The 13,330-nt window shown below is 71.8% G+C and carries 10 protein-coding genes; 5 read left to right on the forward strand and 5 right to left on the reverse strand.

Features of this window, described 5'->3' with window-relative positions:
• The first annotated feature begins 122 nt into the window (after positions 1-122).
• Entirely contained in the window at positions 123-1,706 is a 1,584-nt protein-coding gene (locus ITJ62_RS00090; protein ID WP_194599217.1) for a DEAD/DEAH box helicase, read from the forward strand.
• A gap of 109 nt (positions 1,707-1,815) precedes the next feature.
• Positions 1,816-2,310, forward strand: coding sequence for a GNAT family N-acetyltransferase (locus ITJ62_RS00095; RefSeq protein ID WP_085511004.1), 495 nt, complete (start codon positions 1,816-1,818; stop codon positions 2,308-2,310).
• Between the two features lie 58 nt (positions 2,311-2,368).
• Here ITJ62_RS00095 and ITJ62_RS00100 read toward each other — a convergent pair whose 3' ends face one another.
• Complete coding sequence (locus tag ITJ62_RS00100) at positions 2,369-2,938, reverse strand: NUDIX hydrolase family protein (RefSeq protein WP_064294286.1); 570 nt, start codon at positions 2,936-2,938, stop codon at positions 2,369-2,371.
• A 152-nt stretch (positions 2,939-3,090) separates the two neighbouring features.
• Here ITJ62_RS00100 and ITJ62_RS00105 point away from each other — a divergent pair, with 152 nt between their 5' ends.
• A complete protein-coding gene (locus ITJ62_RS00105; RefSeq protein ID WP_194599218.1) occupies positions 3,091-7,935 on the forward strand; it encodes an ATP-dependent helicase in 4,845 nt (1,614 codons plus the stop codon).
• An 80-nt stretch (positions 7,936-8,015) separates the two neighbouring features.
• Positions 8,016-8,789: a DNA-formamidopyrimidine glycosylase family protein gene (locus tag ITJ62_RS00110; RefSeq protein ID WP_138946489.1), complete on the forward strand. Its 774-nt coding sequence runs from the start codon at positions 8,016-8,018 to the stop codon at positions 8,787-8,789.
• Between the two features lie 6 nt (positions 8,790-8,795).
• Here the strand turns inward: ITJ62_RS00110 and ITJ62_RS00115 are convergent, their stop codons facing one another.
• The gene (locus tag ITJ62_RS00115) at positions 8,796-9,458 is read right to left on the reverse strand and encodes a TMEM175 family protein (RefSeq protein ID WP_194599219.1); all 663 of its coding nucleotides are present in this window, start codon (positions 9,456-9,458) and stop codon (positions 8,796-8,798) included.
• Between the two features lie 2 nt (positions 9,459-9,460).
• Positions 9,461-10,363, reverse strand: a complete 903-nt coding sequence (locus ITJ62_RS00120; protein WP_194599220.1) for a hypothetical protein — start codon at positions 10,361-10,363, stop codon at positions 9,461-9,463.
• 72 nt (positions 10,364-10,435) lie between these two features.
• Here ITJ62_RS00120 and ITJ62_RS00125 point away from each other — a divergent pair, with 72 nt between their 5' ends.
• Positions 10,436-12,058: an AMP-binding protein gene (locus tag ITJ62_RS00125; protein ID WP_370581769.1), complete on the forward strand. Its 1,623-nt coding sequence runs from the start codon at positions 10,436-10,438 to the stop codon at positions 12,056-12,058.
• Here ITJ62_RS00125 and ITJ62_RS00130 read toward each other — a convergent pair.
• Together ITJ62_RS00130 and ITJ62_RS00135 are read right to left on the reverse strand one after the other, a co-directional pair.
• A complete protein-coding gene (locus ITJ62_RS00130; RefSeq protein WP_194599221.1) occupies positions 12,052-13,041 on the reverse strand; it encodes an SDR family oxidoreductase in 990 nt (329 codons plus the stop codon). The genes ITJ62_RS00125 and ITJ62_RS00130 overlap by 7 nt on opposite strands.
• A 58-nt stretch (positions 13,042-13,099) precedes the next feature.
• Entirely contained in the window at positions 13,100-13,273 is a 174-nt protein-coding gene (locus ITJ62_RS00135; protein ID WP_161578549.1) for a hypothetical protein, read from the reverse strand.
• Positions 13,274-13,330 lie beyond the last annotated feature (57 nt).

Genomic DNA, 13,330 nt, shown 5'->3' on the forward strand with positions numbered 1-13,330 from the left:
CGCCGTACCACCCACGTGAGTCATCACGTGCGTGGTCACCCCGGCAGTGCCCGCTACCGCACACGTGTGCGCCGGCAGCCGTCATCGAAGCTCGTGGCCGTGCCTGAAAGAGACACACACCCATGACCGAAGCAACCATCACGTTCGACGCCCTCGGCGTCCCGGCACCACTCGTAGCCTCCCTCGCGAAGGACGGCAAGACGAGCGCGTTCCCCATCCAGATCGACACGCTCCCCGACACCCTCGGTGGACGCGACGTCCTCGGCCGCGGCAAGACCGGCTCCGGCAAGACCCTCGCCTTCAGCATCCCGATGGTCGCCCGCCTCGGCGGCGCCCTCGCCGGTGGCAAGCGCCGCCCGGGTCGCCCGCTCGGACTCGTCCTCGCACCGACGCGCGAGCTCGCCACCCAGATCGCCGCGGTCATGCAGCCGCTGGCCGACGCCTACTCGCTGAAGACCACCACGATCTTCGGCGGCGTCTCGCAGAAGCGTCAGGAAGAGGCGCTCCGCGCCGGCGTCGACATCGTCATCGCCTGCCCCGGCCGCCTCGAGGACCTCATGAAGCAGGGCTTCGTGAACCTCGACGCCGTGGAGATCACCGTCCTCGACGAGGCCGACCACATGGCCGACCTCGGCTTCCTGCCGGTCGTCACGCGCATCCTCGACAAGACGCCTCGCGGCGGGCAGCGTCTGCTGTTCTCCGCGACGCTCGACAACGGCGTGGACAAGCTCGTCCGCAAGTTCCTGCAGAACGAGGTGCTCCACTCCGTCGACGAGGCGAACTCGCCCGTCGCCGCGATGACCCACCACGTCTTCACGACCCCCTCGGTCGAGTCGAAGAAGGACCTCATCCAGGCCCTCGCCTCGGGTAGCGGCCGTCGCATCCTCTTCATGCGCACGAAGCACCACGCCAAGAAGCTCGCGAAGCAGCTCACCGACTCCGGCATCCCCGCGGTCGACCTGCACGGCAACCTCTCGCAGGTGGCCCGCGACCGCAACCTCGCGGCCTTCAGCGCCGGGACCGCCAAGGTCCTCGTCGCCACCGACGTCGCCGCCCGCGGCGTGCACGTCGACGACGTCGAGCTCGTCATCCACGTCGACCCGCCGACCGAGCACAAGGCGTACCTGCACCGCTCGGGCCGCACGGCTCGTGCGGGCAGCGCCGGTGACGTCGTCACCCTCGCGATCCCCGGCCAGATGGACGACCTCAAGAAGCTCCTCCGCAAGGCCGAGATCAACGTCACCCCGCAGGCGGTCACCGCGACCTCCCCGGCGGTCCTCGAGCTCATCGGCGACGTCGCCGCCTACGTGAAGCCCGCGCCGCGTGCGGCCGTGCAGCAGCAGGGCGGCGGCGGTCGCTCGCAGGGTGCCAACGCGCAGCGCAAGCGCGCCGCCCGCGACGGCAACGGCCTCGGCAACGGTCACCGCGACCGCGACGGCGCCCGTGCCGGCGCGAGCCGCGACAGCGCTCCTCGCGAGGGCGGCCAGGGCGGCGGCGGTCGTCGTGGCGGTCGTCCCGCCGGCGGCAACGGTGGTCAGGGCGGACAGCGCTCCGGCGCCGGTCGCTCGGGCGGTGCCCGTGCGGGCGCCGGTGCCGCCACCGGTGGCAGCCGCACGCACTACAGCACCGGCTACGCCGCGAACTCGGGCGCTCCCGCCGAGTCCTCGCGCCCCCGGACCAACCGTCGCGCGTCCAGCGGCAACTAGCAGCGAACCGCTCGAACGAAGCGCCGTCCACCGCAGGGTGGGCGGCGCTTCGCCGTTCGCGGACCCGCTCGATTTCGCGAGACGGGGGCGCTCGGGATACGGTTCCACCATGAACGTCAACGCAGTCGTCCGCCCCGTCCGCGACGTCGATGCCGAGTCGCTGGGACGCGTCCACGCCACCTCCTGGCACGAGACCTACGACCACCTCATCAGCGCTGCGACGCTCGCGAAGCTGTCGCCGCGTCGCATGGCCGAGCTCTGGACCCACTGGGCCGCACAGGGCCCCGAGTACACGCACTTCGCGGCCCTCGTCGACGGCGAGATCGTCGGGTTCTCCGGTTCGGGTCCGGCCCGCGAGGAGGACGCACCCCGCGAACGCGAGCTCTACTTCATCTACCTGCTGGACGCGTGGCACGGCACCGGGATCGGTCAGCAGCTGTTCGACGCCGCCATCCCCGACGGCCAGCCCTCGTTCCTGTGGGTCGCCGCGGACAACCCGCGTGCGCACCGCTTCTACCAGCGCAACGGGTTCGTCCTCGACGGTGGGGCCAAGACCGAGCCGTTCCTCGGCGAGATGATCGACGAGGTCCGCTACACCCGCTGACGCGCGCCGGTCCCCCGATCCCTGAGCCGCTCCCCCGGTCCCTGACCCTGCCGAAGGGCTAGCGCAGGCGGCCGACGGAGGCGAGGGCCGCGCGGAGGAGCGTGCCGCGGCCGCCCTCCATCTCGGCGGCGATCGCGTCGGAGGACGCCGCCTCGGGTGTCATCCACGTGAGTTCGAGCGCGTCCTGGCGGGGTTCGCAGGTGCCGGTCACCGGGACGACGTACGCCAGCGCGACGGCGTGCTGCCGGTCGTCGGAGTACGGCGACAATCCCGGCAACGGGAAGTACTCGGCCACCTGGAACGGCACGGGCGACGCGGGGAGCAGCGGGAACGCCATCGGACCGAGGTCCTTCTCCAGGTGACGGAAGAGCGCGTCGCGGATCGTCTCGCCGTACATGACGCGACCGGAGACGAGCGTGCGCGTCATCTCGCCGAGCGCGGTGGCCCGGAGCAGGACGCCCACCTCGGTGACGACGCCGAAGCCGTCGACGCGGACCGGCACGGCCTCGACGTACAGCAGCGGGAGCCGGCGGCGGATCTCCTCGAGTTCGACGTCCGACAGCCAGCCCGGATTGGAATTGCCGGGGAGATCGGGTTCCGGGTTGGGATCAGGGGTGCGAACGCTCATAGCTCCTTCATACCGTATGGAGCCGAGCGGCGATCCAGGTGGGCGGCGGTTCGACCGGACACCGCGCCCGACGCGCGGCGGGATCATACGGGGCCACGCGACCGCGCGCGACGCCGGTCGCGGTGTCGGTGGGGTGCAGGATGATGGAACCCATGACCGAGGTGCTCGAGCGCTTCTCCCCCGCGACGCGCGACTGGTTCGAGGGGGCGTTCGTCGCGCCCACGCCGGCGCAGGCGGGCGCCTGGGACGCGATCTCCCGTGGCGCCAACGCCCTCGTCGTCGCGCCGACCGGTTCGGGCAAGACCCTGTCCGCATTCCTCTGGTCGATCGACCGCCTGCTGTCCGAGGCCATCGCCGAGCATGCCGTGCGGCCACGCAGCGGCGTCCCGCTCACCGGACTCGAGGCCGACGAAGCGGAGGCCGCCGCCGCCCAGCGCGAGCGCTCCCGCGGCACCCGTGTCCTCTACATCTCGCCGCTGAAGGCCCTCGGCGTCGACGTCGAGCGCAACCTCCGCACCCCGCTCGTCGGCATCGCCCAGGCGGCGCGCCGCCTCGGCACCGAGCCACCCACCATCAGTGTCGGCGTCCGCTCGGGCGACACCCCGTCCGCCGACCGCCGGGCGATGGCCAAAGAGCCACCGGACATCCTCATCACCACCCCCGAGTCGCTCTTCCTCATGCTCACGAGCGCGGCGCGGGAGACCCTCCGCACGGTCGACACCGTCATCATCGACGAGATCCACGCCGTCGCCTCGACGAAGCGCGGCGCGCACCTCGCGGTGTCGCTCGAGCGGCTCGACGCCATGCTCGAGAAGCCCGTGCAGCGCATCGGGCTCTCCGCCACGGTGCGCCCCGCCGAGGAGGTCGCGCGGTTCCTCGGAGGCCGCGCACCGGTCGAGATCGTGGCCCCGCCGGCCGCGAAGACCTTCGACCTGCACGTGGTCGTCCCGGTCGACGACATGACCGACCCCGACGCCGGCATGCGGACACCCGGCGAGGCCGACGACGACGGCAGCGGTGGCGGGTTCACCGGGTACACCCCGAACAGCGACGGCGGCGGCGAAGACCGCGTCGGCAGCATCTGGCCGCACGTCGAGGAGGCGATCGTCGACCGCGTGCTCGCGCACCGCTCCACCATCGTGTTCGCCAACTCCCGTCGACTGGCGGAGCGGCTCACGGCCCGGCTCAACGAGATCAACGAGGCCCGACTCAGCGACGCCACCCTCACGACGCCCGGTGCCGGGCGTCCACCGGCGCAGCTCATGGCCCAGAGCGGCCAGACCCGCGGATCGACGAGCGTCGCGGCAGCAGCCGCCCGGCCGGCCACCGAGGAGAGCGACGACGACATCCCGCTCCTCGCACGCGCTCACCACGGATCCGTCTCCAAGGAGCAGCGCGCGGGCATCGAGGAGGACCTCAAGTCCGGACGCCTGCGCTGCGTGGTCGCGACCTCGAGCCTCGAGCTCGGCATCGACATGGGCGAGGTAGACCTCGTCATCCAGGTGGAGTCCCCGCCGAGCGTCGCGAGCGGCCTGCAGCGGGTCGGCCGCGCCGGCCACCAGGTGGGCGAGGTCTCCCGAGGGGTCCTGTTCCCGAAGCACCGAGCCGACCTCATCAGCACCACGGTCGCGACCGAGCGGATGGAGGCCGGGCTCATCGAGGCGATCGAGGTCCCCTCGAACCCGCTCGACATCCTCGCGCAGCAGACGGTCGCGGCGGTCGCGCTCGACGAACTCGGTGTGGAGGACTGGTTCGAGACGGTCAAGCGCAGTGCCCCGTTCGCCTCCCTGCCCCGCTCGGCCTTCGAGGCGACGCTCGACCTCCTGGCCGGGCGCTACCCCTCCGACGCCTTCGCCGAACTGCGGCCGCGGATCGTCTGGGATCGCGACGCCGGGGTCCTGACCGGCCGGCCGGGAGCCCAGCGCCTGGCCGTCACGAGCGGCGGCACCATCCCCGACCGCGGGCTCTTCGGCGTGTTCATGGTCGGCGAGTCGGGCGCCGGTGCGCGCGTCGGCGAGCTCGACGAGGAGATGGTCTACGAGTCCCGCGTCGGCGACGTCTTCGCCCTCGGCGCCACGAGCTGGCGCATCCAGGAGATCACCCACGACCGCGTGCTCGTGACCCCGGCGTTCGGCCAGCCGGGGCGACTGCCGTTCTGGAAGGGCGACGGCATCGGACGCCCGGCCGAGCTCGGTCGCGCCATCGGCGCCTTCGTGCGCGAGCTCGACACCACCGGCACGGGCTCCACCCCACGTCTCGAGGCAGCAGGCCTCGACGAGCGGGCCATCAACAACCTCGTCGCCTACGTCCGCGAGCAGCGCGAGGCGACGGGCGTCGTCCCCAACGACACGACCCTCGTCGTCGAACGCTCGCGCGATGAACTCGGCGACTGGCGGGTCATCCTCCACTCCCCCTACGGACTCCGTGTGCACGCTCCCTGGGCGCTCGCGGTCGGCGCCCGGGTGCAGGAGCGCCTCGGGGTCGACGGCTCGGCGGTGGCGAGCGACGACGGCATCATCGTGCGCCTGCCCGACACCGAGAGCGAGCCGCCGGGAGCCGAACTCTTCGTCTTCGAGCCGGAGGAGCTCGACGCCCTCGTCACGCAGGAGGTCGGTGGCTCGGCGTTGTTCGCCTCACGGTTCCGTGAGTGCGCCGCCCGTGCCCTGCTGCTCCCGAACTACTCGCCGCAGAAACGCTCGCCGCTCTGGCAGCAGCGCCAGCGGTCGGCGCAGCTCCTCGAGGTCGCGAAGCAGTACCCGACGTTCCCGATCATCCTCGAGACGCTCCGCGAGTGCCTGCAGGACGTCTACGACCTCCCGGCCCTCGACCACCTCGCCCGCGAGCTGCAGTCGCGCGCGATCCGCATCGTCGAGACCACGACCGATCAGCCCTCGCCCTACGCCCGTTCGCTCCTGTTCGGCTATGTCGGCGCGTTCATGTACGAGGGCGACAGCCCGTTGGCAGAGCGCCGGGCCGCCGCGCTCGCGGTCGACAGCACCATGCTCGGCGAGCTCCTCGGCCGTGTCGAACTCCGCGAACTCCTCGACCCGGGCGTCATCGAGCAGACCGCGCTCGAGCTGCAGCGTCTCGACCCCGAGCGTCGACTCAAGGGGGTCGAGGGCGTCGCCGACGCACTGCGGATGCTCGGCCCGCTGACCATCGACGAGATCGCGGCCCGGACGACCTTCGACGGTGTCGCCGTCTCCACCGACGGCGAGGCGAGTCGCGGCGACGACCCGCAAGCCTGGTCCCCCGATCCGGCTCGCGCGGCGGCCGCCGTCGCCGAACTCGAACGCTCGAAGCGCGTCATCCGCGTCCCGATCGCCGGCGAGGAGCGCTTCGCCGCGATCGAGGACGCAGGCCGACTCCGCGACGCCCTCGGCACCCCGCTGCCCATCGGCGTACCGGTCGCGTTCACCGAGCCGGTCGCCGACCCCCTGGGCGACCTCCTCGCCCGCCACGCGCGCACGCACGGGCCGTTCACGACCGGGCAGACGGCCAGGCGCTTCGGTCTCGGGACCGCGGTGGTCCAGCACACGCTCGCCCGGCTGGCCGACGCCGGCCGCGTCGTCAAAGGCGAGTTCCTCCCCGCCGGCCGGCAGCAGGTGGGCGAGGGCGACGACGCCGACCGCGGCCCCACCGACGCGACGGAGTGGTGCGACGCCGGCGTCCTCCGCAAGCTCCGCATCCGTTCGCTCGCGGCCCTGCGGCACGAGGTCGAGCCGGTCGAGCAGCAGGCGTTCGCCCGGTTCCTGCCGGTGTGGCAGCACCTCGGCGGGACGCTCCGCGGCGTCGACGGCGTCGCGACGGTCATCGACCAGCTCGCCGGCGCGCCCATCCCGGCGTCAGCCTGGGAGTCGCTGATCCTGCCCTCGCGCGTCGCCGACTACAGTCCCGCGATGCTCGACGAGCTCACCGCGACGGGCGAGGTCGTGTGGTCGGGCAGCGGTTCGATCCCCGGCAACGACGGCTGGGTCGCGCTCCACCTCGCCGACACAGCGCCACTCACGCTGCCCCTCGCTCCGACGCCGCACACCCCCGACGCCCTGCAGACCGAACTGCTCGCGACGCTCGGTGGAGGCGGCGCGTACTTCTTCCGGCAGCTCGCGGAGTCGGTCGGGTCGACGGACGACAAGCTCCTCGTCGACGCCCTCTGGGAACTCGTGTGGGCCGGGCTCGTCACCAACGACACCTTCTCACCGCTCCGCACCCTGGTGGGTTCCGGCTCGGGGAACTCGGCGCACCGGGTGCAACGGCAGACCCCGCGCTCGAAGCTGTACCGCGGGCGCAACCTGCAGCGTCCCTCGATGTCGACGCGGGCGAGCCAGACCCTCGGTGGCCGGTGGTCGATCCTGCCGCTGGCCGAGCAGGACGCCACCATCCGTGCCGTCGCCACGGGCGAGACCCTGCTCGAGCGCTACGGCGTCGTGACGCGCGGCTCCGTCGTCGCAGAGGGCGTGACGGGCGGCTTCGCCCTCGCCTACCGCGTGCTGAAGCAGTTCGAGGAGAACGGCCGCTGCCGCCGCGGGTACTTCGTGGAGCGTCTCGGCGGGGCGCAGTTCGCGTCCTCCGGCACCGTCGACCGCCTGCGCGGGTTCATCCGGACCGACGACGAACCACCACTCGACGCCGTCACCCTCGCCGCGACCGACCCGGCGAACCCCTACGGCGCCGCCCTCGGGTGGCCGGGCCAGGAGGTCACCGGGGTGAAGCATCGGCCGGGGCGGAAGGCGGGTGCGCTCGTCGTCCTCGTCGATGGAGCACCGGTCTACTACCTGGAACGCGGTGGCAAGACGGCCCTCGTGTTTTCTGAGGACGACGACCAGCTCCGTGCCGGGGCGCGTTCCCTGGCGGCGACGGTGCGGGCCGGTCGCATCGAGAAGCTCGGCATCGAGCAGGTCAACGGCGCCTTCGTGCTCGGCACCCCGACGGGATACGCCCTCCGCGACGCCGGATTCGTCGAGACGCCGCGTGGATTGCGGCTGCGGCGTGGGTGAACCGGCGCGCGGCCGTTCCGCCACGGGTTGCGCCGGACACCCTGCCGGTGGCACCGTAGCCGGAACGGACGGAGCGGTTCATGCCAGAGGGTGACACGGTCTTCCAAGCCGCGCACCGGTTGCGGCAGGCGCTCGCCGGCGAGGTCGTCACCGGCTTCGACCTCCGCGTGCCCGCCTTCGCGACCGTCGACCTCCGGGGCGACGTCGTCCACGACGTCATCCCCCGCGGCAAGCACCTCCTGCACCACATCGGCGACCACACACTCCACACGCACCTCAAGATGGAGGGGCTGTGGCACGTCTACCAGCCGGGCGAGCACTGGCGGCGGCCGGCGTGGAAGGCCCGCGCGATCGTGTCGACGCAGCACTGGGTGACGGTCGGGTTCGAACTCGGCCTCGTCGAGGTGTTCCCCTCCCGCGAGGACGAGGAGCGCTTCGGCTGGCTCGGTCCCGACCTCCTCGGTCCGGATTGGGACGAGGAGCGCGCCATCCACAACCTCGAGGCCGACGGCCGCGAGATCCACGTCGCGCTGCTCGACCAGCGCAACCTCGCGGGACTCGGCAACGAGTACGTCAACGAGCTGTGCTTCATCCGCGGCGTCCTCCCGACGAGGCCCACCGCCGAGGTCGACCTGCCGGGTGCCGTGCGGCTCGGCTACCGGCTCATCAACGCCAACCGCGACCGCCGCAACCGGGTCACGACGGGCGACACGCGGCCTGGCCGGAAGACCTGGGTGTACTCACGCGACGGTCAACGCTGCCTCCGCTGCGGCACCCGGATCCAGCGGGGCAAACTCGGCGCCGACCCGACCGCGCTCCGCGACACCTACTGGTGTCCCCACTGCCAGACCTGAGCCGGCTCAGGAGCCGGAGGCGACCGGGTGCCGTCGGCCACCGATCCACCCGATCGGGAGCGACAGCAGCAGGAGGTACAGCGCCTGGGCGCCGAGCCCCGGCACCGTCGCGGCCAGCACACCGGCGAGCAGCATCAGGCCGATCGGGAACCACACGAGCACCCACGGTTGGCGCGGCGCGGCTGCCGCTTCGTCGCTGAGCAGCCCGTCCCGCTCGACGACCACCTGCTGGAGTCGCACCGCGACCATCGACACGAGCATCGTCGCGATGTAGAGCGTCGGGGCGCCGCGGTCGTCACCCGTCCCGTCGAAGAGGAGCACCGTCGGCAGCGGCAGGAACACGATCCCGGCGAGCCAGAGGAAGTTCAGGGTCACGAGCCGCGTCGAGTACTTCGCGGTGCGCTCGAACAGGCGGTGGTGGTCGCGCCAGAAGTTGGCGATGACGACGAAGCTCAGCGCCGCTGCGGCGAGCCCGGTCCAGTTGTCGCCGAGGAACACGGCCACCGGACCGCCGTCGTCCTCCTGCGCGAGGTCGACGAGCGGGAGGATGATCAGCGTGATCGCGATGGCGACGACGGCGTCGCTGAAGTTGACGACGCGATCGAGCCCGCGCTCCGTCGTCGGACCGGGTCGACGACGGCCCGTCGGACGCCCCTCCTCGCCGGCCATGGTCAGCTCACGTCGACGTCGTCGGTCGCGGTCCCCTGCACCATGGCGACCCAGCGGGCCAGGAAGGCCGCGCCCGCCTCGTCGTGGATGAGCGTCGGGTGGGTCAGCACCGGGTACGGCTTCTCGGGCACGCCGTCGGCGGGACGGACGTCCACGTGCGCGACCTCGAACCCGTGCTCGAACAACCAGTCGGCCATCGCGTAGTCGCTCCGGGAGTCGCCGACCGTGCGCCAGGCGAGCGGGAGCGCACCGCCATCCGCCTCGAGGAGTTCGAGCGCGCGCTCGGCGCCGAGGTCCTTGCCGAGCCGGACCGACTCGATGTCGGTGGAGATGATCGTCGGGTCGATGCGGTACTGCACGAGGCCGGCGTCGTCCGGGTAGCGGCCGGGGGCGTGCTCGACCCCGAACCCGCGTCGGGCGAGCTCGGCCCGGGCGTCGTCGTCGAAGTGTTTCCGCACGACCGCGTAGTCCGCTGCCGGCACCTCGACGTGCTGCTCGACCGAGACCATCGCGCGCTTGGTGTGGTCGAAGAAGACCGTCTCGGCGTACCGTTCGTCGACGAGGCGCTCAATGGTGTCGCCGTAGCCCTCAGGCATCGCGACGTCCTGATCGAGACTCAACTCGTCGACCCCGGCAGCCGAGAACCCGAACCACACGGCGCCCTTCTCGCAGATGCCGTAGAGCCGGACGTCGTCCGCGAGCCCGGCGGCCAGGAGCGGTGGGACGACCACCTCGCGGAGGAACGCGTCGCTCCGCCCGGTGTTGAAGGCGATCGGGACCCCGGCGTTCGCGAGCGTCGCGAGGTCCTGCGCGATGCTCGGGAGGTTGATCGTCCGGGTGATCGGACTGGCGATGGGGCCGTCGACGTCGAGCAGGAGACCGAGGATGGGGCGGGACGCGTTCACAGGTTCAGCCTAACGAGCACCCGGCGTGGATAGACTCACTCCACCATCACCGGTGTTCGAAGGAGATCACTCGTGTTCACCAGCCCGCATCCCGACGTCGAGATCCCCGACCTGAGCGTCTACGACACCCTGTTCGGCGGCATCGCCCCGAGCGACCTCGACCGCATCGCCCTCCGCGACGGCACGACCGGCGCCGAGACGAGCTATCGACAGCTCATCGGCCAGATCAACGCCCTGGCCGGTGCCCTCGCGGCGGCCGGCATCGGGGTCGGCGACGTCGTCGCCCTCCACGCGCCGAACGTGCCCGCCTTCGCGACCGTGTTCCACGGCATCCTGCGCGCGGGCGCGACGGCGACGACGGTGAACGGCCTCTACAACGCCGAGGAGATCGAGGCGCAGCTGCGCGACGCCGGCGCGACGATGCTGTTCACCGTCTCCCCGCTGCTCCCCCAGGCCTGGGCTGCGGCGAGCGCCTGCGGCATCCCCTCCGACCGCGTCGTCGTCCTCGACGGCGCGGAGGGGCACGCGTCGCTGAGCGACCTCCTCACGCGTCGCCTCCCCGCGCCGGACGTCTCGTTCGATCCGGCCACGCACGTGGCGGTGCTGCCCTACTCCTCCGGCACGACGGGTCGGCCGAAGGGCGTGATGCTCTCGCACCGGAACCTCGTCGCGAACGTGCAGCAGTCGATCCCCCAGCTCGGCATGGTCGCCGACGACCGGATCCTCGCGGTCCTGCCGTTCTTCCACATCTACGGCATGACGGTGCTGCTCAACCTCGCGCTGTCGCGGCGCGCCTCGCTCGTGACCATGCCGAGGTTCGACCTGGCGGAGTTCCTCCGGATCATCCAGGACTTCCGCTGCAGCTACGTGTTCATCGCCCCGCCGATCGCGGTGGCGCTCGCGAAGCACCCACTCGTCGACGAGTTCGACCTCTCGAGCGTCCACACGATCTTCTCCGGTGCCGCGCCCCTGGACGCGACGCTCGGGCGGGCGGTCGAGGAGCGTCTCGGCTGTCGGATGCGACAGGGCTACGGCATGACCGAACTCAGCCCGGTCAGTCACGCGATCGCGTTCCAGGCCGAGGGGGCGTCCCTCGACAGCGTCGGCACCACGCTCCCGAACATGCAGTGCCGGATCGTCGATCCCGAGACCGGCGCCGAGGTGGACTACCCGGCCGAGGGCTCGGACGAGGAGAGCGCGGCGGGCGAGCTGCTCTGCGCCGGGCCGAACGTCATGCTCGGGTACCTCGGCAACGAGGAGGCCACCCGCGAGACCCTCGAGGCCGACGGCTTCCTCCACACCGGCGACATCGCGACCGTCCGCGGTGACGGCACCGTGCGCATCATCGAGCGGTTGAAGGAGCTCATCAAGTACCACGGCTACCAGGTGGCCCCGGCGGAACTCGAGGCGCTGCTACTCGGCCACCCGGCGGTCGCCGACGCGGCTGTCATCGGGGTGCTCGACGATGAGGGCCAGGAGGTGCCGAAGGCGTTCGTGGTCCTGCAGCCGGGCCAGGACGTCACCGCCGAGGCGCTCATGGCGTGGGTCACGGAGCGCGTCGCCCCGCACAAGAAGATCCGGCGCGTGGCGTTCGTCGACGCCGTCCCGAAGTCGGCGTCGGGCAAGATCCTCCGGAAGGACCTCAGGGCCGCGGAGGCACTTCGACAGGCTCAGGGACCGACCGCCGCTCAGTGACCGACGGCGGCGACCATCCGGTCGAAGGCCGCGTCGAGCTCCGGCTCGGCCGGCTGCCAGTGCGGGTTCGCGTCGTGGAAGGCGACCATCTCCGCCGCACCGTCCCAGAACGGGATCGCGGGCCGGAACTCCGGGACGAGACTGCGGATGCGGGTGTTGTCGAAGACCATCGGGAACGCCTTGTCGCCGAGCAGCGTCGGCCCGAGCGGTGGGTGGACCTCCGCGATGACGTCGGACGGCACGTGCACGATGTCGGCCTCCACGCCCGCCGCCTCCGCGATCCACCGGGTGATGTCGTTCCAGCTCGGCGCGTGGTCGCCCGTGATGTGGAAGGCCTCCCCGAGCACGTCGCGACGACCCAGCAGGCCGACGAACCCGACCGCGAAGTCCTGGGTGTGGGTGATGGTCCAGAGGGTCGTCCCGTCGCCGTGCACGACCACCGGCTTGCCCGCGCGCATGCGATCGAGGTCGGTGCGTCGGCCCATCGTCGGGATGAGCGTGCGGTCGTAGGTGTGCGACGGGCGCACGATCGTCGCCGGGAACCCCTGCTCGCGGTAGGCGTGGACGAGGACGTCCTCGCAGGAGATCTTGTCGCGCGCGTACTGGGAGAACGGGTTCCGGAGCGGCGTCGACTCGACCACGGGCAGGCGCTGTGGCGGCTTCTGGTACGCGGATGCGGAGCTGATGAACACGTACTGGCCGATCCGCCCGGCGAAGCGGTCGATGTCCGCCTGCACCTGCGGTGGCGTGAACGCGGTGAACTGCGCCACGACGTCGAACTCGCGCGAGCCGAGCGTCTCGGTCACCGCGTCGATGTCGCGCACGTCCGCGCGGAGGAGCTCGACCTCCTCGGGGAGGGGGCGGACGTGGGACAGGCCGCGGTTCAGGACGGTGACGTCATGGCCGAGCGACACCGCTCTGGCGACCGACGCCGAGGAGATGATGCCACTGCCGCCGATGAACAGGATGCGCTTCGTCGTCATGGCTCCATCCTCGCGCACCAGAGACCGACTCGCCCAGGCCTTCCCAGGATCGCCGCCGTCAGCGCTCGCGCTTGACGAAGGCCATGGCACCGACGACGAGGGCGAGCAGCACCCCGGAGACGAGTCCCCACACGACCGGCGCCTCCGGTCCGAGGACCAGGAGCATCAGCAGCGCGGCGAGCGCGAGGACCCCGGCGACGACGAGCGCCGTCGTCCATTCGTTCCATCGCATCCCACCAGCCTAGGCTCCCGTCACCACGGCCCGGTGACGCGGGAGCCGCTGCGGTGA

It is taken from the genome of Plantibacter sp. VKM Ac-2876 (genome assembly GCF_015350715.1).
In the GTDB taxonomy this organism is placed as follows: Bacteria; Actinomycetota; Actinomycetes; order Actinomycetales; family Microbacteriaceae; genus Plantibacter; species Plantibacter auratus.

Coding starts and splice junctions, on each gene's coding strand:
- ITJ62_RS00100 (WP_064294286.1), bottom strand. CDS start 2,938: ATGAGCGTTCGCACCCCTGATCCCAACCCGGAACCCGATCTCCCCGGC.
- ITJ62_RS00135 (WP_161578549.1), bottom strand. CDS start 13,273: ATGCGATGGAACGAATGGACGACGGCGCTCGTCGTCGCCGGGGTCCTC.
- ITJ62_RS00090 (WP_194599217.1), top strand. CDS start 123: ATGACCGAAGCAACCATCACGTTCGACGCCCTCGGCGTCCCGGCACCA.
- ITJ62_RS00095 (WP_085511004.1), top strand. CDS start 1,816: ATGAACGTCAACGCAGTCGTCCGCCCCGTCCGCGACGTCGATGCCGAG.
- ITJ62_RS00130 (WP_194599221.1), bottom strand. CDS start 13,041: ATGACGACGAAGCGCATCCTGTTCATCGGCGGCAGTGGCATCATCTCC.
- ITJ62_RS00105 (WP_194599218.1), top strand. CDS start 3,091: ATGACCGAGGTGCTCGAGCGCTTCTCCCCCGCGACGCGCGACTGGTTC.
- ITJ62_RS00110 (WP_138946489.1), top strand. CDS start 8,016: ATGCCAGAGGGTGACACGGTCTTCCAAGCCGCGCACCGGTTGCGGCAG.
- ITJ62_RS00115 (WP_194599219.1), bottom strand. CDS start 9,458: ATGGCCGGCGAGGAGGGGCGTCCGACGGGCCGTCGTCGACCCGGTCCG.